Genomic DNA, 21,955 nt, shown 5'->3' on the forward strand with positions numbered 1-21,955 from the left:
ATCAATGTCACTGACCCATTGCGATCGCGAGCAGGCTCACTCCTACAGTGGCGTTACCAGGAAGACGTCTCGCCGCTCTTCAACGCCATCTCCCGCCGACTGTTGGCGCGCATCGCCTTGATCAGCGACACCGAGCCCACCAGCAGGATTGCCGCGCCAAACAGGAAGTCGATGTTGTACAGCTGGAAGTCCTGCACCGGCCCCACCAGCACCACGCGCACCACGGCAATCGCTACCAGCGTCGCAAGGAAATCGATTCCCGGTTCGTCGCGATAGAACACGTGCAACAACGGCAGGCAAAGCACCAGCAGCAACAACAGCACCACCACCTTGAACGAGCCTTTGCGCTCGACGCTGAATGCGCATTCGTGCGGACCGTAGGCCTTGTAGTCCTCGTCGCGGATCATCGAGTTTTTCTCGTTGATGTACTCGACGCGGTTGTACTTCTGGATCGGCGTGAAGGTGTTGGACATCTCCATCAGCGTGGTGATGTTCTTGAAGCGCAGGTCGATGCGCTCGCTGCCCTTGAGGTAATACAGCACCGGCTTGTAGCCGTAGCGATACGTGTCGAAGGGGAATTCGGTGACCTGACCCTGTACGCCGATCGGCCTTGGCTCGAGTTCGGCGTAAGCGCTCTTGGTCGGCGACGCGAGGTTGCGGCTCAGCGGCTGAACCTTGACCTGCTCAAGGAAGATCGGCGTGACGCCGTACGACCACTGCAAGGGTTCCAGACGCAGGCGCAGTTCGTTGCGACCCAGGTCATAGCGGTTGAAGGTGCGTTCAGAGACCACCAGCGAGCCACTGAGCATGAACTCGCCGCGCAGGTTGTTGGTCACGCGCAAGGTCAGTTGATCCTTGCCCAGCAACGCCGCTTCGGTGGACGGCGGCGTGCCGCACCACGCAGTGCTTTCACCGGCGCCGCCCAACTGGCCGTCGCGGTTTTCCTTGATCACATAGAAGTAACTGGCCCACAGCGTCAGCATCAACAGCATTGCCGTGAGGCCCAAAATCTTTTTGCCCGCACTCACTACCCAGACTCCCTTCTTCGTTCCGTCGTCCAGCCGAAAACCCGCTGGCGACGGGGACTCTACCAAAAGGCCAGCATCGACCCAAGGGAAAATCCGGGAATGGTGCGGGATCTAAGGGTTTCCCCTGTATTGAAGGGGCCACTAGACAATTGTGGTGAGGGGATTTATCCCCGACCGGCTGCGCAGCGGCCGCAGAACCCGCCAACAGGTTTTAGCTGAAGAAATGCTTTGGCAGGTTTTAGGTCCGCTTCGCAGCCCATCGGGGATAAATCCCCTCACCACAAAGTATTTATCAGGCATTGGATATGTCAGCGTCTGCGGAACAAGGGGCGCGGTTCAATGACGGAGCGGCCGTACAGCACGCTCATTCCAGCCAGCCCTTTCAGCGCATCTTCAGCCGACTTGTCCTCACGCACCGCAAAGCTGTCGAACCCGCACTGGCGCATGTGGCTGAGCTGATCACGCAACACATCGCCGATCGCCCGTAGCTCCCCGGCCCAACCAAAACGGCTGCGCAGCAGATACGCCTGGCTGTAGGCGCGACCGTCGCGAAAGTTCGGGAAGTCCAGGGCAATCAACGGCAGCGAAGCCAGCCACGGCACCACACTTTCAACCTCATCGTCCGGCCCCAGCCACACCGCGTGGGTCGAGGGCGACTGCAGCCAGTGCGCCAGCGGCAGGATCAGCAACCCTTGCGACCTGCCCTGCTCCGGGTCACGCACCAGCGTCCACGGATCGTCCTCGACTTGCCGCGCGACGCCCTGTTCCAACCGCAGCAGATTGTTCATGCCGTCACCTCCAGCGCTTTCGGATAGACCCGCTCCTTGAACGGTTCCAGGCCAATGCGCGCCACGGTGTCGACAAACAGCTCCTCGCTTTCGCGGTAACGCACAAAGGTGCCGATGATCCGCTCGATCACCTGCGGCACTTCGGCAGCGCTGAACGACGGGCCGATGACTTTGCCCAGCGTGCTGTTTTTACCCTGCGCGCCACCGAGGGTGATCTGGTACCACTCGCTGCCGTTTTTATCGACGCCGAGGATGCCGATATTGCCGATGTGGTGGTGGCCGCAGGCGTTGATGCAGCCGGAGATGTTCAGGCTGATGTCGCCCAGGTCGTGCAGGTAGTCGAGGTTGTCGAATCGCGCCTGAATCGCTTGGGCAATCGGGATCGATTTGGCGTTGGCCAGCGCACAGAAATCGCCGCCCGGGCAGGCGATGATGTCGGTCAGCAGACCGACATTGGCACTGCCCAGGCCACGCTCGCAGGCCAGTTGCCAGAGCGGGTACAGGTCAGACTTCTGTACATCGGGCAGGACGATGTTCTGTTCGTGGGCGATGCGAATCTCGCCAAAACCGAAGCGCTCCGACCAGTCGGCGACGGCCAGCATCTGCAACCCGGTAACATCCCCCGGCGGCGCGGCCAGGCCCGGTTTGGTCGACAGCACCACGCTGGTGTAACCGGGTTTTTTGTGCGGTTGCACGTTACGCGCCACCCAACGAGCGAACGCCGGGCTCTCGGCCAGGCGCGTGCCGAAGTCCAGATCAGTGTCGGCCAGGGTGTGATAGATCGGCGGCACGAACGCACTGGCGACCCGCTCGTATTCAGCCTCGGTCAACTGCGCCGGGCCATCCTTGAGGTGCTGCCATTCTTCTTCGACTTCCCGGGCGAACGCCTCGATGCCCAGCGCCTTGACCAGAATCTTGATCCGCGCCTTGTACTTGTTGTCACGCCGGCCATGGCGGTTGTAGACCCGCAAGATCGCTTCGACGTAAGACAACAGATGCTGCCACGGCAAGCCTTCGCGGATCTGCAGACCGAGAATCGGCGTGCGCCCCAACCCGCCGCCGACGATCACCCGCAGGAGCATTTGCCCCTCGCGCCCGGGATAAAGATACAGGCCGATGTCGTGCATCATGATCGCCGCGCGATCCTGCTTCGCCGAGCAAATGGCGATCTTGAACTTGCGTGGCAGGAAGAGGAATTCCGGGTTGATCGTCGACCACTGCCGGAGGATTTCTGCCAACGGACGCGGATCGATCATCTCGTCCGCCGCCACCCCGGCGAACGCCTCGGTGGTGATGTTGCGCACGCAGTTGCCGGAGGTCTGGATCGCATGCATGTTGACCTGCGCCAGACGTTCGAGAATGTCCGGCACTTCGCTCAGTTCGATCCAGTTGAATTGCAGGTTCTGCCGGGTGGTGAAGTGGCCGTAACCGCGATCGTAATCGGCGGCGATGCTCGCAAGGGTGCGCATCTGTTCGGCACTCAACGTGCCGTAGGGAATCGCCACCCGCAGCATGTACGCGTGCTTTTGCATGTACAGGCCGTTCTGCAGGCGCAGCGGCAGGAACTCCTCCTCGCTCAACTCGCCGGCCATGAAGCGCTCGACCTGATCGCGAAACTGCGCAACGCGCTCGAACACCAGCGCCCGGTCGTAATCATCGTATTGATACATGCAACTGCCACCTCATCAGGACGCACACAATTCCTGTAGGAGTGAGCCTGCTCGCGATAGCGGTGTGTCGCTATCGCGAGCAGGCTCACTCCTACAGTTTTCTTCAGAGCACTATGACGAAGCAGCGCAGCACGCAACAGATTCACCTGAAACGATAAAAACCGTATCAGGGCGCGGCAGAACGCCGCAGGCAGCCCCTTGATCTGATCCGTACAAATGAAATATTCCTGAGCCTGTTTTGTTTCTGGCGGTGTTCCTACAGTGCAGTGCATGCCAGACCGGGTGGCCTGGCAAGACTTTGCAACCGTGGAAGAACTGACCATGAGCACAGCAACAATCGGACAGGTTTATAACTACAAGGTCGTCCGCCAATTCGTTATCGCGACGGTTTTCTGGGGTGTCGTCGGCATGGCGATGGGGGTATGGATCGCCTCGCAACTGGTATGGCCGGACATGAATCTCGACCTGCCGTGGACCACCTTCGGCCGCTTGCGGCCACTGCACACCAGCCTGGTGATTTTCGGCTTCGCCGGCAGCGCGCAATTCGCCGCCAGTTACTACGCGGTGCAGCGTACCTGCCAGGTACGGCTGTACTCGGACAAGCTCGCAGCCTTCACCTTCTGGGGCTGGCAGTCGGTGATCGTGGTCATGCTGATCACCCTGCCGATGGGCTACACCACCACCAAAGAATATGCCGAGATCGAATTCTCCGGCGCGGTGTGGATGGCGGTGGTCTGGGTCGCGTATGCCATCGTGTTTTTCACCACCGTGGTGCAGCGCAAGACCAAGCATATCTACGTCGGCAACTGGTTCTTCGGCGCGTTCATTCTGGTGATCGCCATGCTGCACGTGGTCAATCACCTGTCGATCCCGGTGGACTGGTTCAAATCCTATCCGGTGTATTCCGGGGCGACCGACGCGATGGTGCAGTGGTGGTACGGGCACAACGCGGTGGGGTTCTTCCTGACCACCGGGTTCCTCGGCATGATGTATTACTTCGTGCCAAAACAGGTCAACCGCCCGGTGTATTCGTACCGGTTGTCGATCGTGCACTTCTGGGCGCTGATCACCCTGTACATCTGGGCCGGCCCGCACCACTTGCACTACACCGCGCTGCCGGACTGGGCGCAGTCACTCGGCATGGCGATGTCGCTGATCCTGCTGGCACCCAGCTGGGGCGGGATGATCAACGGCATGATGACCCTCTCGGGCGCCTGGCATAAGTTGCGCACCGACCCGATCCTGCGCTTTCTGGTGCTGTCGCTGGCGTTCTACGGCATGTCGACCTTCGAAGGCCCAATGATGGCGATCAAAACGGTCAACGCCCTCTCCCACTACACCGACTGGACCATCGGCCACGTCCACGCCGGCGCGCTCGGCTGGGTGGCGATGATCACCTTCGGCGCGACCTATCACATGGTGCCGAAAGTCTTTGGCCGCGAGCAGATGTACAGCACGCCGCTGATCAACCTGCACTTCTGGCTGGCGACCATCGGCACGGTGCTGTACATCGCGTCGATGTGGGTCAACGGTATCACCCAGGGCCTGATGTGGCGCGCGATCAACGAGGACGGCACGCTGACCTATTCGTTCGTCGAAGCGCTGCAGGCCAGCCATCCGGGGTTCATCGTGCGCTTTGCCGGCGGAGTGTTCTTCCTCAGCGGCATGTTGCTGATGGCCTACAACGTCTGGCGCACAGTGCGGGTGGCCGACGTGGCGCTGGCGCGCAGTCAGGCGCAGATCGCCTGAGGCAGGGAGCCGAAGATGTTCGAACTTTTCTTGAATCTGCTGGGGGTGGTGTTTCTGTGGCTGGCGGTGGAGTACTGCCTGCGCCATCAGACTTCAGAGAGCCTGGATGATGCGAGCATGGTGCCGTTTGCCGATGATCCGGAAGTGGCGCGGCGGGTGGAGCTGGCGACCGGAAAGACCGTGAAGGCTGTGGCGCCGGAAGAGGCAAAACCGGGCTGGATCAACCTCGAAATGTAGCGACACCACCTTCCACCTGCAGGCGTGAGCCTGCTCGCGATAGCGTCTGATCAGCCAACGCTAATGTTGAATGACACACCGCCTTCGCGAGCAAGCCCGCTCCCACAAGGGGAATTTGCAAGTCCTTGAGATCTAGTTACGGTCGCGCGGAATCAGGCTCTGCAACTGCTGCGCCAGAAAATCCGCATCAAACACAAACGTGTCCGGATCCTTCAAACCGTTGGTCTTGCGCCATTGCCACTCGCCGTTCGGCAGTCCCACCAGCGAAATACTGCCGTAACGCGCCGCCGTCAGGCCCATCACCGCCAGGGAAATCTGCCCGGCGCTGCCCATTACATCCGGCACGAACTCCACCGGTTTGCCGGCAATCACGATGCTCAGTTTTTCGGTCTTGAAGGTCGAGGTTTCCACCGGCGTGCTCGGCCCGAACGCGACGTAGGCCTCGCGGCTCACCTCCAGCAGGTTCGGCGCCTGCACCGGCTCCAGCCATTGCTGAATATGGCCGAACAGCTCGGTGATCCGGCTGGCCCACGCCTGCGACTGGGTTTCGAACAGTTGCTTCTTGTGCGCTTCACTCTCGGCATAGTGACGAAGCATTTCGCCCAGTTGTTGTACGTCGTTCATCGGTACGTTCCTCGGGGGAGAGCTTGCGAAACTCATAGTGACAGATCAACACGCCAGTGCGCGTAAAACCTCGAATGCCAACCCGCACCAATCCGGGACTGGCACGACGGACGGTAGGTCTTTTGCGCGGCCACCTGTCAGATCTGACAGTAGGCAAGCGGTACGCGAAGGTTTTAGATAAAACCAGAGAGCAATCCTTTGCGGAGCGAACGAAATGGCCAACCAGATCAACGATAGTCAACTGCTGAAGATCGACCCGGTAAGGATTCCGGGGTGGGTGTCACCGATCCAGCATCCGCAGAATCCGCACGGCGGGGTTCCGCTCGTGCTGGTCGCCAATGGATTTATCCGGATTCTTGTCGATCCATGGACCAGCCAGAGCCTGGAGGACAGTGCTCAGCTACTGCTCAACGAGTCGCAAACCATTGTTGCCACACAAATCATCGGACCAACGCAGCTGAATCAACCGTTCAGCATGAGTTTTGCGGCGTCGTTGCTGAGGGATGGAATCAACCTGCTGCGCCTGCGGGTGGCGCGGATCACGCAACCGATGCCCGAAACTTCAGAGCCGTTACGTGTGCTCTTCCATACACCTCGCCCAGGTGGAGAGATCGCCGGGGGCGGTGATAATCCGAACTTGCTGAAGACCCTGCCGGCCGATGTCATCGCCAAAGGCATCGATGCAGCACGTGCGGCACAAGGCGTTGACGTTACGCTGCGCTATGTCTACATGCGGGCGGGGGACGTCATCACTGTCGATCTTGACGGGCGCAATCTCCAGCATACCGTGACCGAGGCACAGGCTGCCGCCAGTCAACTGGTGATCACGCTGACCACCAATGACTTCTGGCAGGACAATGCCCGGTTCGCCTTGCGTTTTCGCGTCACCGACCTGCTCGGCAACTCCTCGGGGCCACAGGCGATCTGGTCGGCAACCACCTACGTCGATGTGCATATTCGTCGGCCGGTGCTGGACCTGCTTGCCCCCAAAGTGCTCGAAGCCAGAGACGCCAACGGCTCTGTGCTGAATTTTGTTCGCGACTTCTATGCAGCCCAGTACGCGACCGTCGAAGTGAAATACACCGGCTCGGCGCCGGGGCAATCGGTGAAGGTCTACTGGAAAGGCCGCAACTCCACTTATAGCAGTGAGGTTCAAATCGTCACCGCTGTCGGGCAGACCTTGCAGTTTCGGATTCCGCGCGAAGAAGTGGTCGACACCGTTGGCAGCGGTGCTGAAGTGGCCTACACCGTCCGTTTACCGGACACCACCGAGGATCGCCCGTCCAAACCGCTGAACATAACCATTACCGGACAAAGGCATCACCTGCCGGAACCGACGCTGAATGCCGCCAAGGACAACCTGAGAACGTACTACCCGACGCTGGACGGTACTTACAAAGTACGAATATCGCTGACCGTTGAAACGATCCGCTATGACAGCGAGGAATTCTTCATCACCCAGCCGTCGTCCTATACCGACGTCGTCGTCCCGTCGAGCTGGATCCCGCCGAACAGGGGAAAACCCGGCCTGTTCAATTACACCCTCAGAAAGACGGGCACGGGCGAACCAATCATTTTTTCCTGGTACCTGCGAGTGACTCTTTAACACTTCGAAGCCTATCCCGGAACAACGCGCGATATTGCACTAAACAGGGGTTCTCATGAGTAAATTGCTGCTGTCACTGCTCATCGCGCTGCTATGGGGCTGCTCTCAAACCGCCACCCAACTGCCAACCGAGATTGGCGTCAACAATGCCCAGCCCCGCACTGGTCCTGCTATCGCGACCTATCTGAACACGCTTTATGCACGGCAGTTTCCCAACTGCAACAAGATCGATTCACAACCGGCCTTTTTGTGTTCAGGTGTGACACTGCGGGTCACCGCCAGGGATCCGGCAGGCCAATACAAAGTCTGGGATCCGAGCCCAACCTCGGTAAAAAGCGGTGGTGTTTCATTCTCGTACCTGCGCCAGGATGCCAATTTCGGCCGACTGGCATGGGGTTACGGTAACGGCTATATCGTTTACCCGTTCCTGGAACAACCGGCGGGCAAGCTTCAGCTCCAAGTGTTGTGCTCTTACCCCATGGACGCGTGGGGCTGGCATCGCAGCGCAACCGCTGTGTGCGTTCCCACTCCGCAATATCCGAACGTCAGTGGCCATTGTCAGGATGCCGGTGTTTTAACCGCTGAGCAGTTCAAGGCAGCCTGGGATTATTCATACGAGAACAAAAATCTTCGTCAATGCGACTTCGATGTCAGGGATGAACGTAACCACCTCGCAGGCCCGGCATTTTATCAATCTCTCAGAGCCAAGACGTTGCTGGGAGAGACCGGCTTCGGCGAACAGAACGAAGTCATTATCAGCACTTGGGCAGCCGGGAGCGCCAACCAGCTTCCGATCATGGCCTTTTTCTTTATCGCCGGCGGCACCAATGCCGGCCTGGCAGACGCGCAGTACAACCAGCGTGACTTCTACAACTCGACCACCCCGAAAATCGTCGTCCCCATTATTCGCCTGACGCCTGCGACAAGCGCCGCAGCGCCGGCGGCTTTCACCTATTCGGCAGCAGATCAGGCGGTGGCTCAATGAATTTGCACCAACAAAACGGGCGAGAAAGATCAGGTTTCACCTTGATTGCCTTGCTCAATCGCTGCATGGCGCTGCCCTTCGGTGCCCCTGCAATCGCACAGGCAACGGAACCGGACTCCGTCATCGTGACCGTGGAGCGCTGTACTCGATACATCGCAAGTGCGAAATGGCTCTACCGTGACGATGAGTGGGTGTTTGCCATCACCCCAACGCCCTGTGCACGTCGTACCCCGGAACAAGCAACGCCGTTTCTGATGGATGAATTGCTGAGGGACTACTCCAACAGCCGCTACTGGTCCAATACCCACGGTCTTCGCCATCAATTGATCTGCCACCTGGCGATCACCCGCGACAAACCGGAGTGGAACATCGAACCGTGGCGGCCTGACGTGGGATATGCCCGAACGCTGGCAGCCGGCTGCAACCCTGTCGAGCCGTTGCCTGAACCTGCACCGTAACGCTTAACCGCGTTTTTGAACTGACAAACACAATCCCCATTTCAGGCCAGAGGCTCATCATGAGAAAAATAGCCGCAGCGTTTTTTATTGCATTACTGATGGGTTGCGTGCAGACCGCAACCCAACCGCCGGTGGCCATCGGCGTCAGTGGTGTTGAGGTGCTCAACGGCCCGGCCATCGCCACTCAGCTCAATACGCTTTACGGGCGCAAATTTCCCAACTGCAACAAGAGCGACTCCCAGCCAGCGTTCCTGTGTTCCGGTGTGACCCTGCGGGTGACGGTCAAAGATCCCGCCAACAAATACAAGGTTTGGGACCCAAGCCCGACATCTGTGACCAGTGGAGGCGTGTCCTTTTCCTACCTGCGTCAGGATGCCGACTTCGGCCGACTCGCCTGGGGCAATGGCAACGGCTACATTGTTTATCCGATCTTTGAGTCCCCCCAAGACAAGCTTGACCTCGATTATCTGTGTGCCTATGCCTACGATGCCTGGACCTGGACACGCCGGGCTGACGCTGTCTGCGCTGCCCACCCGAGCTATCCCGTGCAAAGTCAGCTCTGCCAGAACGCCGGTGTCACCACCGCAGAGCAATGGTATGCGGTCTGGAGGATAGCGGGAGGCAACCCGCACCAGCGGCAATGTGGCTTTGACGTCAGAGACGAGCGCAATCATCTGGCGGGCCCGGCGTTTTATCAATCCGTGCGCGCCAGGGCGTTTGTGAGTCTCACTGGCTACAATGAACACAATGAGTTGCTGATAAAAACCTGGTGCAATCCGACCTCCCCCGACCCGGCAAAATCATGTGCTTCGAGTTTTCCTCCCAACCGATTCCCCATCATGGCGTTCTTCTATGTTTATGGAGGCGCCAACGCCGGCCTGGCGGACGCGCAATACAACCAGCGCGACTTCTATAACTCGACCAACCCGAGAATCCTCGTGCCCATCATTCGGTTGACACCCTCCGCCAGTAACGGGGGTGCGGCGAGCTTTACGTTCGCGCCAGCGGATCAAGTGGTTACACAATGAACAGCGGCGGTTGAAGGCGAACGGCACCGTTACACCTGGCAGAAGGATTGGCAGTACAGCTGATTTACGCTGGCGTCCTTCGATGAACAAATGGACACTCTGTTCAGACTTGGTGGTTCGTTCCAGGTCCAAGCCAGAGGAATTTCAATGCGCACCATCGGCCTGATCGGCGGCATGAGCTGGGAGTCCAGCGCCGAATACTATCGCCTCATCAATCAACAAGTGCGCGATCGCCTCGGCCCGCTGCGCTCGGCACAACTGTTGATGCACAGCGTCGACTTCGGCCCGGTCGAACAGGCCCAGCATGCCGGGCGCTGGGACGATGCGGCGGCGATTCTGGTGGATGCGGCGCGCAGGCTGGAGGCCGGCGGCGCGGAATGCGTAGTGCTGTGTACCAACACCATGCACAAGGTGGCGGAACAGATTCAGGCAGCGATCAGCATCCCGTTCCTGCACATCGCCGAACCGGCGGCGCAGGCGGCGCTGGACATCGAGGCGCACACGGTCGGCCTGCTCGGCACAGCGTTCACCATGGAGCAGGACTTTCTCAAGCAGCGCCTGATTGCCAAGGGCTTGACGGTGCTGGTGCCGGACGCGGCCGAGCGCAAGGACGTGCACCGGATCATCTACGACGAACTGTGCGTCGGGGTGATCAGCGATGAGTCGCGCAAGATCTATCAGCGAGTGATCGAATCACTGACCGCACGCGGCGCTCAGGCGATCATTCTCGGCTGCACGGAAATCGGCCTGCTGGTCAAACCCGAACACAGCGCCCTGCCCCTGCTCGACACCACCGAGCTGCATGCGCAGTCGGCGGTGGCGTTCGCCCTGGACGATTGAGTCAGGGGTTGGCGCGGCTGAGTCAGGCGGTGACGCGGCTGCGCAGACGGGCCATGCTCAGGGTGTCGACCCATTGCCCGTCGCGTACTGCGTAGTCACGGAACAGGCCTTCGTTCTCGAAGCCGAACTTGCGGTACAGACCGATAGCCGCTTCGTTGTCGGCGTAGACCGTGAGTTCGACGCGGTGCAGGTTCATCCAGTTGTCGGCGACGTCCAGCGCGGTCGCCAACAGTTTTGAGCCCACACCCTTACCCTGCCACGCCACGGCGACGCCCATGCCGACGCTGCCGGCGTGGCTGCGGCGAATCCGTGAATACTGCTCCAGCCCCAGATTGCCAATGACCACACCCTCATGCAGCGCCACCAGCTGCACCACCCGTTCGTTGTCCGGCGCCAGGCGTTTGCGCCACACCTCAGCGGACTGAAACGGCATCTGCAACACCTGCCGGGTCACGGCCGGATCGTTGTACAGCGCAGTGATGCCTGCAATGTGCGATTCGTTGAAGCGTTCGATTTTGATGGCGGGGTTGTGGTCGGGCATGGCGGATCCTTCCTGGATCGATGTGTGGCCAATCACTCTAAACTGCCAGTTATCAATTTGGCGAGGTCAAAACAGTGGGAGCGGGCTTGCTCGCGAAGGGGCCGTGTCAGACACCTTGTCGTTGAATGACACACCGCATTCGCGAGCAAGTCCGCTCCCACAGGGGTTATGTGTTCAGCTCTGGAACCATTCGTGGCGTTCGTTGAAGGTGCGCTGGATCAGTTCGACCAGGGTCTGCACTTCGGCGACGTCTCGCGATTCAACGTTGACCGCCAGCCATGCCTGTAGCTGCATCGGCTCATCGAACAGCCCCGGCAGCGCAATCAGCCCGCGATCAAAGCGGCTCATGTACGCCGGCAGCAAACCGATGCAAGCACTGCAGCGGATCATTTCCAGCATCAGCTCATAGGACTGCATCTGCACCACGCCGGCCAGACGCTGTTCGACCAGCTCATTCCACGGCCGGAAACTGTCGATCTGCCGGTCGTGTTGCCATTGCACCAACATGAAGTCAGTCAGGTCGTCGGCACTGGCCGGGCGGGCGGTGACGCGGGAATAGCGTTTGGCGATGTGCGGCAGATAGTCCAGGCGCGCCAGTGCCTGTGGCTGGCTGGTGGCAAAGGTCGGACCGGGGCTGGGGGTTTCGCCGTGGGCCAGCCACAGCACCACGTCGGCACTGACCGCACGCAGCGCCAGTTCGCTGTCCAGAGCGATGACTTCCAGGCGCACGCTGGCGTTGCGGCGCAGCAGCGCGATCAGGTCGCGACCGAGGATGTCATGCAGGATCGACTCGGCGACGGCCAGGCGGATCAGCGGTTGCTCGACCACTGGCAGTTTGCGTTCGTGGGCCAGCGCCACCAGTTGCGCCTGGAGTTGCTGACCCTCGCGGGTCAGGCTCAGGGCGCTGCCCTGAAAGCTGAACAGCGAGTGCTGCAGCGCTTGTTCAAGTTGTGCCAGTTGCTTGCGCAGCAAGGTCGAACGCACATTGAGGCTGCGCGCCGCCTGCATGAAACAGCCGCAGCGGGCACTGACCAGAAAGTATTGTGCGACGTCGGCATCGAGGGTCGCAGCTTGCGCCAGCCACGGCTCGCGCTCGCCCTGCGCCCAACGGTAATCGGGGCTGGCCTGCCGTCCTGCGGGTTCGGTGAATGACATCGATGACTCCCTGTCGATCTTTGTATTTTGGAAAACGCCACGGTTCTAATGTGGGAGCGGGCTTGCTCGCGAAGGGGCCATGCCAGCCAACTTATTTGTTGAATGACACACCGCTTTCGCGAGCAAGCCCGCTCCCACCCGGGATTTGCGGTGAATCACGATCAGAGTTTCTCTTCCAGGACCTTGTTCAGCTCAGCCCCGTCGATACTCAGCGTCGCCGTGTTGAGCATCCCGTCCAGATACGCCTGGGCAATCTGCTCCTGACGCTGGGCACGCAAGGCCTGGGTCAATTGGTCACGCAATTCGTCGAGGGTCGCGGTGCGCGCCGGTTGCTGTTCGGTGAGTTTGATCACGTGGAACCCGGCGGCGCTCTGCAGCGGTTCGGACACCGCGCCGACCTTGAGCCGCGCCACCGCGCTGCGCACCTGCGGCACCAACTGCTGCAAGGGTTGCAGTCCGGTGTCACCGCCGCGCTCGGCGGTCAGCCGGTCCTGCGAGTACTGGGTCGCCAGCGCGGCAAAGTCCCCCGGCGTGGCCTGAGCCTTTTTGCTCAGCTCCGTTGCCTGTTTGCGCACTGCTTCGACGTTCTGCGGGTCATTCACGGCGAGGAAAATCTGGCTCACCCGGTACAACGCCGGGGTTTGCCATTCGGCCTTGCCGGCGTCGTAGGCCTGCTGCAACTCAGCCGCACTCGGGTAGTCCGCCGGCACTTCGCTGACCGAGCGCAGGTAATCACGGAAGACGATCTGCTCGGTGGCCGCACGGGTTTGCCGCGCCACGTCCGGACGCTGCGCCCAGCCCTGGGCATCGGCCTGTTCGAGCACGGCCTTCTCCGCCAGACGCGTACGCAGCCAGCGCTCCAGCGCTTCACGGTTGCCGCGCAGTTGCTCGCGAGTCGCCGGCGGAACGGTCTCCAGCAACGCCTGCAACTCCTGCGGCGTTACCTGCTGATTGCCCAGCCGCGCCACTGCCGGCCCGGCAGCAACCGCCGCCACTGGCGACGATGGCTGCGCGGCGACCGGGTCTGTGCCCGGTCGCAGCACCAGCGCCACGGCTACCACCAACAGCGCCACTGCCCCGGCGCCGATCACCATGGCAGGCTTTTTCACAGTGCGACTTCCTCTTGCTCGGCGATGGCAACTTTGGCCGTCGAGGCTTGCGCAGCCTGGCTGAAATCTCGCAGATAGACGATGAATTCTTGCAGCAGGCGATCCCACAGTTCCAGATTGCCGCGCAGGTGATCATTACTCACGCCGGCCGCCACCACCACGTCCATTTCCATCACCAGAAACTCGCCCTGCAACGACAACCGCGCGAACCGGCGAGTGGCGTTCCACTGTTCGGCCACACCCTGTGGCAACTCACCTTGCACCCGCAGCGCGCAGCTGAACGTGAAATCGACATAGCTGCCCTGCTCCACCGCCGGGTTGCCGAAACGCACGGCATAACCGATGCCCTGACTGGCACTGAGCAACTGCACGATGCCGTTCTGTTCGGTCTGGTTGACGCGATAACCGGCCGCTTGCAGGACTTCAGTCAGCGATTGCGGGGAAACGTGGGTGATTAATTGAGTCATGACTTCTTCTTCCTTGTTAATCAGTGTGCGAGCGCGGCTTGCGGCGCGTCGAATTGAGTCTTGTACAGCTCGTCACCAAACCCCTGAGCCAGTTCGTCGAACTTGACCCGGGCGCTGCCCGCAAAGGGCTGGCGGATTTTCATCACCTCGGCCACGTCGATGTTTTCGTAGGCGGTGAGAATCTGCTTGGCGACGCCGTACATCTGCTGATTCTTGACTGAACATTGCTGCACTTGTGTGTCACGTTCAGCCAATTGCGCCTGAAGCTTAGACCGTTCTGCCTCTTTGGCGCGGGCCATGACCAGCAACTCGTCGTAGGCCTTCTTGAACTTGCCGGTCTGCTCGTTGCTCGCCGCCACTTGCGCCTGGGCCTGGCTGTGCAGGATCTGCTGCTGGTCGGCCAACTGCTCGGCGACGCCCTTGGCCTTGGCCAGTTCAGCAGTCAGTTGCTTGATCTGCGCCTGCGCCGCCCTGGCTTCGTTCTGCGCCGCCAGTTGCGCGGCGCTGGCCTGGGCCTGCTGGCTTTGCAGGGCCTGCAACTGTTGCGTGGTGCTGCGCAGTTGGGTGCGCAAGCGCTCTTCCATGCCTTCGGCGCTGGCGCCTTGAGCGATGAAAAAACTCAACCCCAACAGTAAAACTCGTGCGTGCATGACCGTACTCCCGGCGCCTTAGAAGCGCGTGTTGATCTCAAGCTGCAAGACGTCGATATCAAACGGCGCGCCGTACACCGCCTCGGTGCTCATCCAGCGGCCGGTGGCATAGACGTTCTTCGCCAGACCGTAATTGCCGCCAAGGAAATAGCCCTTGGCGTTGGTGCCGCCGAGGTGGAACGAGGAATCGTTGAAGCCGTCAGGCAAGGCGTCCGGCTGGATGTACTTGTAGCCGGCGAACAGGTTCCAGTCGCCCTGTCGTTTCAGGTCCAGCGCGTTGCCAAGGGTGAACTGCACCATCCACGCATTGGCGCCGCTTTCGATGTCGCCGCTGCTGTTGAGGTTGTTGACGATCTGTCCCTCGGAGCGTTTGCGCATGTCGCCTTCGTCGTAACCAAGGTTGTGGATGTAGTTGCCCTGGCTGCGCAATTTGAAGTCCTGCGGCAGGTCGGCGTCCCACACCAGGTTCAGGTCGAGCAGGTTGAACTCCGAGGCCAGACCGACGAATTGCGGTTGCGGGGTGGTGGTCGGATTGGCCGGGGTCGGCGTGATGTCACGCAGCAGGAACACGCTGTTGCCCTTCTGCATGAACGCCACCCGCGAGCCGTCGGTGTCGCAACCCGGCGCGCCGGCCCACGGTTCGCAAGGGCTGGAGCGCTGGCCCTGAATGTCGTCGAAACGGTAGTAGGCCAAGGCACCCTTGAGGCGGTTGTTGCTGTTGATCGCCCACTTGGCGCCGATCTGCGCGCCGTACAGCCACTTGTTGTCGCTTTCTTCCTTGTCGAAGCCGTTGCTGGTGCTGGTGTCGTTGGTGTAGTCCACCGGGAACGCGCCGACGGTGCCAAACACGCCCCAATCGCGATTGAGCTTGTGGTCGAAAATCGCCGCCACGCCGTCGAAATTGAGGTCGTTGGAATACAGCATGTCGGTGGACATGAACGGGTTGGCGAAACGGCCACCGGTCACGGTCAATTCATCCGACGGCTTCCAGTTCAGGTAACCCTGATCGAGCCAGATGTCTTTCTTGGCGAAACCACCGCCCAGGCTCTGGGTGGTCGACACCGGGTTGTTGTCGGAACCGGTGCCAATGCGAATACCGGCGGTCCACTGCGGCGCGATCTCGGCTTTCATGCCCAGGCGCGCGCGAATGCGAAATTGATTGCTGCGGTCTTCGCGGGTGTTGAGCAGCGGCGGCAGGCTGGTGCTGCTGTTGGGGTTCACGTCGTAGGGGCCGTTGTTGTTGAGTTTGGCGAAGTCGACGATCTCGTTGCTGTTGCTGTCCGAGTAGTAGCGTGATTCGTCACGCAGGCGGATATCGCCATCGAAACTGATGCGCGAGGTCCACTCCGGGAAGGTGTTGGGCGCCGCCCAGTTTTCCTGCTTGGCGGTGGCCATGACCTCGGCCTTGACCTGATCGCGGATCTGATCGCGCACCGCGGCCGGCACGTACTGCACGCGCACATCGCCCGGTGCGGCCACCGGGCCTGCTGCGACGGCGGTGGACGCCGCCGCCTGTTTGGCCTGGGCCGCTTCGTTCTGCGCCTGAGCGATCAGCGCGTCGGCCTTGTCCTGTTTCAAAATGCCCTGCTCGACCAGCAAGCGGATCAGATTGATCGTGGCGTTCTCCGAGGGCGCAGGCGCTGCCGCGGCCTGACCGACCAGGGTCGCGATGACCATGCCGACCGCCAGGGACAATCGATTCACATTGGAAATCATCTGCACACAACTCCTTTTGGCAAAGCTTGAATGCTTGGCGATAAATAAATTGGGTTAACCCGGACGCCGCCCTTGCAGGGACAGGCGCACGGGCAAAGTCATGGAGGCCGGTGGCCGTTCGCTCAGGTGCGGCGCATTGCGCAGCGCCGCCAGCACCTGGGTGTCGATCTCGGGGTTGCCGCTGGACTTGATCAGCTCCACGCGAGTGATCTCGCCGACGCTGCTCAGCCAGACATCGGCCTGCAACGAGAACGCGAGGTTGCGCAGGTCCGGGTTCTCGCGCAGCAGCTTCTGAAAGGTGAACGCGAGGAACTGGCTGTAGGTGCCGGTGCCCAGGCGTCCGCCCCCGGCCCCCGCCATGCCGCCGCCCTTGCCCGCGCCGATGTTGAACGCGTCGCTGCCGCTCTGGGCGTCGCCGTCCATTTGCATCGGGTTGGCCAGATCGTCCGCTGGCGATGGTGGTGCTTGCTCTTCGGGCTTGACCTCTTGCGGCTCGGGGGTCGGTTCGGGCTCGACGATTTTTTCTTCCACCGGGGTTTCCGGCTCCGGCGGTTTTTCCGGCGGTGGCGGCGGTGGTGGCGGCAACGGAATGATCGTCGGCACCTTCGGCGCTTCACGACGGACGCCGCTCATGTCGTTGGCCCACTGCCACAGGAACCACGCGGCGAGCGCGCCGATGACCAGCCCGGCGCCCCACTTCGCATAACGCAGCGCTGGCGTCTTCACCGGCAGCGGCTCGATCGGGAGTTGTGCGGTCATGACTCAGCCCTGCGTCGGTTTGCCGGTCACCAGACCGACCTGGGACAGTTCGAGCCGGCGCAACAGATCCAGCACTTCGATGACCTTCTGGTACTGCACCGTCGCGTCGCCGCGCACGATCACCGGGAAATCCGGGCTCTGCGCCTTCTCGATGCGCAGGCGTTCTTCCAGCTCGGCGAGGGTCACCGGGTAGGCATCGAGGAACACCTGGCCGCCGTCATTGACCGAAATCGCCTTGGTCTTGGCTTCCGACAGCGATACCGAGGCGCTGGCCTTGGGCAAGTTGATCTGGATCCCGGAGACCTGCGCGGTGGCGGTGAGGATGAACATCACCAGCACCACCATCAGCACGTCCACCAGCGGGGTGATGTTGATGCTGTCCACCGCTGCATCTTCGTCATCGTCGTGGGAGGCATTTACAGACGCCATGTCAGTGCTCCTCAGGCCGGTACGGAGTGGTTGGCGTGATGGCCGCGATGCGACGACTCACTGAACTGGCTCTCGCCATGCATCTCCGCCAGCCGCGTGATGAATTCGTCGACGAACACGCGCATGTCGGCGCTGACTTCCTTGTTGCGAGTGATCAGGCGGTTGTAGCCAAACAGCGCCGGGATCGCGACGAACAGGCCCATTGCCGTGGCCAGCAACGCAGCAGCCATACCCGGGGCGATGGCGTTGATATTCACGTCACCGGCCATCGCCGTGCCGAGGAACACCACCATGATCCCCAGCACGGTCCCGAGCAGGCCGATGTACGGGCCGCCGGCGATGGCGTTGGACAGGGTCGAGAGTTTCGAACTGAGGGCCTGGTTCTCGCGGGTGCGCACGCCGTCCATCGAGCAGCGGATGGCTTCAATGGTCGCGGCAGACACCGAGGACGTATCGGCGCCCTGCTCGCGGCGGGTGCGGATCTCCTTGACTGCCACCGAGTACAGACGCCACAGCGGCGAATGCTGCAGACGCTGGGCCAGTTGCGCGTCATCGGCGAACATTTCCAGGCGCGTGCCGACCTTGGCGAACTGCTCGTGGAAGTCCTCGTTGGCCTTGCTGACACGGCTGAGGGTGTGGTTCTTGCGCAGCATGATGATCCACGACTGGAACATCATCAGCACCAGCACGGCGATGATCACCCAGGCGTCCACCGGCACCGCGTTGAGCAGGAAACCGAGGCTGCCGAAACCGAAACCGGACTGTTCTTCGTCGACGCCGTAGGCCACCAGTTTCGACTCGGCGCCTTGCGAGGTCGCGTCCGCCAGCAGCAGCGGCGCCGGACGAGCGACTTTCGACAGGCGCAGTTCATCGATGGCGCCCACGAACGGCTGGAACGGACCTTCGTGCAGGTCGGCGCCGATGGCCAGCACCGAATTGAACGCCGGCATCGCCTGAGCGAGGGTCGCGCCTTCACGACCGTTGATGTAGAGGCTGACTTTCGAACCCTCAGCCGTCAGCGCGACATGCTGCCATTGGCCGGGATTCAGCGCCTGAGTGGCGACCGCGCGCTGGCCGTCGATCTCCACGAACGGCACGCCTTGATTGACGCCGAGCAGCAGGCTGTTGGCGCCTTCACGACGGGCCAGAATCAGTTGTTCGCCATTGGCCTGATCCAGCCGCAACCAGGCGCTGAAGGTGAACGCGCTACCGGCGCTGTGCTGCAACGATGGACTGGCCGGCAGCAGCAATGGCTGGCCGCTGAACTGCAAGGCGCGCCCTACCACGCCGTCAATCGCCGCACCGGTGGCGCTTTGCGCGGTGTTGCCATAGGCGGTGGTGTCTTTGGCCGGGGTGCCGGTGGCACCGTCGAAGTGATGCAGCGCGGTGTAATTCGGGTCGAACGTCAGTTGACCGTTGCCGGTGGCCGGGGCCTTCTGGTTGCCGTAGTACATCCAGATGTCCTGACGCTGGCCGCCCTCGACATTCGGCACATCGACCCAGATCAGCGCCATGCCCATCAGCGCGTCGAAGCTTTCGATCTGGTGGTTGAGCACAGTCTTGTCATCGGCAGCGACGAAGCGCAAGTCCGAACCGTCTTCCTTGACGCCGTCGAAGGTGAAGTTGCCGGTGTGCAGGCGTACCAGCAGCGCGGTGCGGCCCAGCGCCTGATTGATCCCGGCGCCCTGCGGCGTGGTGTCGACGGCGATCTGTTTGCGGTAGTGCCAGTCGTCCTGCCACCAGGCCTGAGCCGTGGCCGGGAGCACGAAGCCCAGGCAGATCAACAACGAAAGAATGAGGCGCTGCATGAACGTGCTCCTTTAGAAAGTGGCTTGAAGGTTGAAGTGCAGGCGCGATTCCTGTTTCGAGGTGTTCGGCCCTTCGAGTAGCGGATAGCCCCAGTCGAGGCTGCCGGACAGCCATTTGCTCAGGCTGGCGCGGGTGCCGAGGCCGACGCTGGCCAGGGCGTAACTGGCGTCCTGATCCGGCAGCTCGTCGCGCAGGTACAGTTGCGCGCCTTCGGCGAAGGCGTAGAAGCGCCATTCCTGCATCCAGCTGCCGGCGTATTTGGCCAGCGACGGTGTGCGAACCTCCTGGCTCAGCAGCACGCCGTCGTCAGCGGTGCGTTCAGCGGCCAGGTAACCGCGTACCGAGGTCGCGCCGCCGGCGGAGAATTGTTCGTTGGAGACCAATGGCCCCGACGCGAGCTGGAACGCGCCCTTGCTCGCGCTCTGCCAGTCGTTGTCGAAGGTCCAGGTGAAGTTGCTGTCGCCCTTGAGCACCGCAAAGCTGGGCTTCGCGCGGTAGCGTTTGTAGTCGAAGTCTTCGTCGGAGCTGCCGTAGCCGAAGATGCTGCGGGTGGCCGCCACCAGGCTCAGGCCGAGGCCGAGCTGGCTCTTTTCGGTGTAGCGAAAGCCGTTGTAGGCGAAGGTGAACGGTGCGTATTTCAACGGCACCTTGTCGCTCTCGCCGGACAGGGTCAGGCGCTCGTCGAAGTTCTTGAAGTCGATGCCCGCCGACAGCGAGTTTGACCAACTGCCGCTGGACGGCAGCGTGTAGATCGCCGACACGCCGTAGGAATGGCCCTTGCCCAACACGTTGCTGCCGCCGATGGTGGCGACGTTGCTGTCGGACTGGTAACCGGAGAACTGCACGCTCCAGCGATCGGTCAGTGGCGCGGTGTAGGAGCCCGACCAGACCTTGGCGTTGTCGGTGTCCTGCGGCGCGGTGAAGTACGTCAGGTTGATGCTGTGGCCGAGCTGCCAGAGATTGTTGTAGCCGAGGCTGGTCACGGCGCGCAGTTTTTCGGTGTCGGCGCTGTAGTCGTTGTTGAGGCCGACGCTGGCGCTCCACGGGTTCTGGTCTTCGACCTGCAAATCCACGTCCATGGTGCCGGGGCGCTGACCTTCACGCACCAGCGGCATGACCTGGCGGCCCGGGGTCTTGTTCAGTTGCGCCAGCTCGCCCTGGACCTTGGCGAAGTCCGGCACCTCGCCTTCTTTCAGTGCCGGCACGTTGTCGCGGATGTCCAGCGGCGAATAGTGTTTGGCGCCGACCACACGCACGCGACCGACCTTGGTTTCGCTGACTTGCAAGTAAACGATGCCATCGGCCACCGCTTGTTCCGGCAATTCGACGAACACCGATTGGTAGCCGCGTTCCTGATAGGCCTTCTGCAACGCATCACGGGCGCCTTCGATGTCGCTCATGGCTTTTTGCGGGCCGAGAAACGGATACACCGCCTCTTCAATCGCCCGGGCGTCGAGCACGGTGTTGCCGCGCACGAAGTATTCGTTGACGTCCACCAGACGCTGCGGCGCGGCGTTTTCGGCAGCCTCGTCGGCGAACGCTGGCTGAGCGCCGGCCGTCACCAGCAGCCAGCCCCACAGCGCCAGCCGTGACGTGAAAATCTGATCCACACTACCCCCTGAATTCGCGATGACCTGTTGGCGCTGTTGCGCGCCTTGTGTGTTGCGTCAGTTGCCGGCGCGGCTAATTGCTGACGTGCGAGGCACCGCTGTGCTTGCCGAGCCAGGTGTGCAGCAGCGCGAAGTTCAAGGAGAACTCGGGCATTTGCAGCAAGGCACCGCAGAACACTTCGCCGATGATTTTCTGGATGAGCAGCACCGCACGGGGCTCATTGAGCAGCGTGGCGATGTCGCGACTGAGGACGTTGAAGCTCCAGACTTTCTGGTTCAGGCCGAGGCCGACGAACCAGCGGAACAGCAGGTTGTAATTGAGCTGTTCATACAATTGCTGCTCGCTAGGCACCGAATACAGCAGCTGCAGGAGCAGGATGTGCATGACCGTTTGCGCGGGAATGAGCATGCCGGGCTCGGCATTGAGGTCGTGCAGCAGGCCTTGGTGGGCGTCGAGCAGGTCGTCGATCTGCGGGCGCAGCAACACCAGCGAATGGCCCGGCGGAATGTAGCTGGAAACCTCTTTCAAGGCGCCCTGCCAGTCATCCTGCGACACGATCCAGACCCACGGCGCACCGTAGCGATACACCGAGACCGGCTTCTTGCGCGCCGCTTCGACGATCTTCGACAGGCGCTGATCGAGCTCCTGCATGCCCACTTTCGAGTAGCGTTCCATAGTCCCCATTGCCTCACTCCC

The 21,955-nt window shown here is 61.4% G+C and carries 22 protein-coding genes; 7 read left to right on the forward strand and 15 right to left on the reverse strand.

Annotated features, from left to right (window positions below; translation table 11 throughout):
* Positions 1-53 precede the first annotated feature (53 nt).
* The 3 genes from QMK55_RS28415 to QMK55_RS28425 form a co-directional block, all read right to left on the reverse strand.
* Complete coding sequence (locus tag QMK55_RS28415; RefSeq protein WP_102355080.1) at positions 54-1,028, reverse strand: hypothetical protein; 975 nt, start codon at positions 1,026-1,028, stop codon at positions 54-56.
* A 308-nt stretch (positions 1,029-1,336) separates the two neighbouring features.
* Positions 1,337-1,816 (reverse strand): DUF934 domain-containing protein, encoded by a 480-nt coding sequence (locus QMK55_RS28420; RefSeq protein WP_102355079.1) that lies wholly within the window; start codon positions 1,814-1,816, stop codon positions 1,337-1,339.
* Positions 1,813-3,486: a nitrite/sulfite reductase gene (locus tag QMK55_RS28425; protein WP_320328316.1), complete on the reverse strand. Its 1,674-nt coding sequence runs from the start codon at positions 3,484-3,486 to the stop codon at positions 1,813-1,815. Before QMK55_RS28425 ends, QMK55_RS28420 begins: the two co-directional genes overlap by 4 nt.
* A gap of 321 nt (positions 3,487-3,807) precedes the next feature.
* Here QMK55_RS28425 and ccoN point away from each other — a divergent pair, with 321 nt between their 5' ends.
* Together ccoN and QMK55_RS28435 are read left to right on the forward strand one after the other, a co-directional pair.
* On the forward strand, positions 3,808-5,235 hold the full coding sequence (gene ccoN / locus QMK55_RS28430) for a cytochrome-c oxidase, cbb3-type subunit I (protein WP_320328317.1): 1,428 nt from the start codon (positions 3,808-3,810) through the stop codon (positions 5,233-5,235).
* Between the two features lie 15 nt (positions 5,236-5,250).
* The gene (locus QMK55_RS28435) at positions 5,251-5,472 is read left to right on the forward strand and encodes a CcoQ/FixQ family Cbb3-type cytochrome c oxidase assembly chaperone (protein ID WP_102355076.1); all 222 of its coding nucleotides are present in this window, start codon (positions 5,251-5,253) and stop codon (positions 5,470-5,472) included.
* A 132-nt stretch (positions 5,473-5,604) separates the two neighbouring features.
* Here the strand turns inward: QMK55_RS28435 and QMK55_RS28440 are convergent, their stop codons facing one another.
* Positions 5,605-6,096, reverse strand: a complete 492-nt coding sequence (locus tag QMK55_RS28440; protein ID WP_320328318.1) for a hypothetical protein — start codon at positions 6,094-6,096, stop codon at positions 5,605-5,607.
* A 214-nt stretch (positions 6,097-6,310) separates the two neighbouring features.
* Between QMK55_RS28440 and QMK55_RS28445 the strand changes: the two genes are divergently transcribed.
* The 5 genes from QMK55_RS28445 (at position 6,311) to QMK55_RS28465 (ending at position 11,013) form a co-directional block, all read left to right on the forward strand.
* Entirely contained in the window at positions 6,311-7,702 is a 1,392-nt protein-coding gene (locus QMK55_RS28445; protein WP_320328319.1) for a hypothetical protein, read from the forward strand.
* Positions 7,703-7,757: 55 nt separating this feature from the next.
* Positions 7,758-8,687: a halovibrin HvnC gene (locus tag QMK55_RS28450; RefSeq protein ID WP_320328320.1), complete on the forward strand. Its 930-nt coding sequence runs from the start codon at positions 7,758-7,760 to the stop codon at positions 8,685-8,687.
* Complete coding sequence (locus tag QMK55_RS28455) at positions 8,684-9,145, forward strand: DUF2599 domain-containing protein (protein ID WP_102355072.1); 462 nt, start codon at positions 8,684-8,686, stop codon at positions 9,143-9,145. Before QMK55_RS28450 ends, QMK55_RS28455 begins: the two co-directional genes overlap by 4 nt.
* 59 nt (positions 9,146-9,204) lie before the next feature.
* Positions 9,205-10,173 (forward strand): halovibrin HvnC, encoded by a 969-nt coding sequence (locus tag QMK55_RS28460; protein ID WP_102355071.1) that lies wholly within the window; start codon positions 9,205-9,207, stop codon positions 10,171-10,173.
* Positions 10,174-10,320: 147 nt separating this feature from the next.
* Positions 10,321-11,013, forward strand: a complete 693-nt coding sequence (locus tag QMK55_RS28465; RefSeq protein ID WP_320328321.1) for an aspartate/glutamate racemase family protein — start codon at positions 10,321-10,323, stop codon at positions 11,011-11,013.
* 22 nt (positions 11,014-11,035) lie between these two features.
* Here the strand turns inward: QMK55_RS28465 and QMK55_RS28470 are convergent, their stop codons facing one another.
* From QMK55_RS28470 to QMK55_RS28520, 11 genes are all read right to left on the reverse strand, one after another.
* Complete coding sequence (locus QMK55_RS28470; protein ID WP_102355069.1) at positions 11,036-11,554, reverse strand: GNAT family N-acetyltransferase; 519 nt, start codon at positions 11,552-11,554, stop codon at positions 11,036-11,038.
* Between the two features lie 174 nt (positions 11,555-11,728).
* Positions 11,729-12,709, reverse strand: a complete 981-nt coding sequence (locus QMK55_RS28475; RefSeq protein WP_102355068.1) for a LysR family transcriptional regulator — start codon at positions 12,707-12,709, stop codon at positions 11,729-11,731.
* A gap of 161 nt (positions 12,710-12,870) precedes the next feature.
* Positions 12,871-13,818 (reverse strand): peptidylprolyl isomerase, encoded by a 948-nt coding sequence (locus QMK55_RS28480; RefSeq protein WP_102355067.1) that lies wholly within the window; start codon positions 13,816-13,818, stop codon positions 12,871-12,873.
* The gene (locus QMK55_RS28485) at positions 13,815-14,285 is read right to left on the reverse strand and encodes a YbjN domain-containing protein (RefSeq protein ID WP_102355066.1); all 471 of its coding nucleotides are present in this window, start codon (positions 14,283-14,285) and stop codon (positions 13,815-13,817) included. The genes QMK55_RS28480 and QMK55_RS28485 overlap by 4 nt, the downstream gene beginning before the upstream one ends.
* Positions 14,286-14,305: 20 nt before the next feature.
* Positions 14,306-14,935 (reverse strand): DNA repair protein, encoded by a 630-nt coding sequence (locus QMK55_RS28490; protein ID WP_102355065.1) that lies wholly within the window; start codon positions 14,933-14,935, stop codon positions 14,306-14,308.
* Positions 14,936-14,953: 18 nt separating this feature from the next.
* Entirely contained in the window at positions 14,954-16,651 is a 1,698-nt protein-coding gene (locus QMK55_RS28495; RefSeq protein ID WP_320328322.1) for a putative porin, read from the reverse strand.
* A gap of 54 nt (positions 16,652-16,705) precedes the next feature.
* A complete protein-coding gene (locus QMK55_RS28500; RefSeq protein WP_102355063.1) occupies positions 16,706-17,410 on the reverse strand; it encodes an energy transducer TonB in 705 nt (234 codons plus the stop codon).
* Between the two features lie 3 nt (positions 17,411-17,413).
* Complete coding sequence (locus tag QMK55_RS28505; protein WP_003224462.1) at positions 17,414-17,839, reverse strand: ExbD/TolR family protein; 426 nt, start codon at positions 17,837-17,839, stop codon at positions 17,414-17,416.
* An 11-nt stretch (positions 17,840-17,850) separates the two neighbouring features.
* Positions 17,851-19,647, reverse strand: coding sequence for a DUF2341 domain-containing protein (locus QMK55_RS28510; RefSeq protein ID WP_320328323.1), 1,797 nt, complete (start codon positions 19,645-19,647; stop codon positions 17,851-17,853).
* A gap of 12 nt (positions 19,648-19,659) precedes the next feature.
* The gene (locus QMK55_RS28515) at positions 19,660-21,258 is read right to left on the reverse strand and encodes a ShlB/FhaC/HecB family hemolysin secretion/activation protein (protein WP_102355061.1); all 1,599 of its coding nucleotides are present in this window, start codon (positions 21,256-21,258) and stop codon (positions 19,660-19,662) included.
* 73 nt (positions 21,259-21,331) lie between these two features.
* Positions 21,332-21,943: a transposase gene (locus tag QMK55_RS28520; RefSeq protein WP_102355060.1), complete on the reverse strand. Its 612-nt coding sequence runs from the start codon at positions 21,941-21,943 to the stop codon at positions 21,332-21,334.
* Between the last annotated feature and the right edge of the window lie 12 nt (positions 21,944-21,955).

The organism is Pseudomonas sp. P8_229 (assembly GCF_034008635.1).
In the GTDB taxonomy this organism is placed as follows: domain Bacteria; phylum Pseudomonadota; class Gammaproteobacteria; order Pseudomonadales; family Pseudomonadaceae; genus Aquipseudomonas.

Bases quoted from the DNA above. Each gene is read 5' to 3' on its own strand.
- QMK55_RS28420 (WP_102355079.1), bottom strand. From the start codon at position 1,816: ATGAACAATCTGCTGCGGTTGGAACAGGGCGTCGCGCGGCAAGTCGAG.
- QMK55_RS28425 (WP_320328316.1), bottom strand. From the start codon at position 3,486: ATGTATCAATACGATGATTACGACCGGGCGCTGGTGTTCGAGCGCGTT.
- ccoN (WP_320328317.1), top strand. From the start codon at position 3,808: ATGAGCACAGCAACAATCGGACAGGTTTATAACTACAAGGTCGTCCGC.
- QMK55_RS28435 (WP_102355076.1), top strand. From the start codon at position 5,251: ATGTTCGAACTTTTCTTGAATCTGCTGGGGGTGGTGTTTCTGTGGCTG.
- QMK55_RS28440 (WP_320328318.1), bottom strand. From the start codon at position 6,096: ATGAACGACGTACAACAACTGGGCGAAATGCTTCGTCACTATGCCGAG.
- QMK55_RS28445 (WP_320328319.1), top strand. From the start codon at position 6,311: ATGGCCAACCAGATCAACGATAGTCAACTGCTGAAGATCGACCCGGTA.
- QMK55_RS28450 (WP_320328320.1), top strand. From the start codon at position 7,758: ATGAGTAAATTGCTGCTGTCACTGCTCATCGCGCTGCTATGGGGCTGC.
- QMK55_RS28455 (WP_102355072.1), top strand. From the start codon at position 8,684: ATGAATTTGCACCAACAAAACGGGCGAGAAAGATCAGGTTTCACCTTG.
- QMK55_RS28460 (WP_102355071.1), top strand. From the start codon at position 9,205: ATGAGAAAAATAGCCGCAGCGTTTTTTATTGCATTACTGATGGGTTGC.
- QMK55_RS28465 (WP_320328321.1), top strand. From the start codon at position 10,321: ATGCGCACCATCGGCCTGATCGGCGGCATGAGCTGGGAGTCCAGCGCC.
- QMK55_RS28470 (WP_102355069.1), bottom strand. From the start codon at position 11,554: ATGCCCGACCACAACCCCGCCATCAAAATCGAACGCTTCAACGAATCG.
- QMK55_RS28475 (WP_102355068.1), bottom strand. From the start codon at position 12,709: ATGTCATTCACCGAACCCGCAGGACGGCAGGCCAGCCCCGATTACCGT.
- QMK55_RS28485 (WP_102355066.1), bottom strand. From the start codon at position 14,285: ATGACTCAATTAATCACCCACGTTTCCCCGCAATCGCTGACTGAAGTC.
- QMK55_RS28490 (WP_102355065.1), bottom strand. From the start codon at position 14,935: ATGCACGCACGAGTTTTACTGTTGGGGTTGAGTTTTTTCATCGCTCAA.
- QMK55_RS28495 (WP_320328322.1), bottom strand. From the start codon at position 16,651: ATGATTTCCAATGTGAATCGATTGTCCCTGGCGGTCGGCATGGTCATC.
- QMK55_RS28500 (WP_102355063.1), bottom strand. From the start codon at position 17,410: ATGACCGCACAACTCCCGATCGAGCCGCTGCCGGTGAAGACGCCAGCG.
- QMK55_RS28505 (WP_003224462.1), bottom strand. From the start codon at position 17,839: ATGGCGTCTGTAAATGCCTCCCACGACGATGACGAAGATGCAGCGGTG.
- QMK55_RS28510 (WP_320328323.1), bottom strand. From the start codon at position 19,647: ATGCAGCGCCTCATTCTTTCGTTGTTGATCTGCCTGGGCTTCGTGCTC.
- QMK55_RS28520 (WP_102355060.1), bottom strand. From the start codon at position 21,943: ATGGGGACTATGGAACGCTACTCGAAAGTGGGCATGCAGGAGCTCGAT.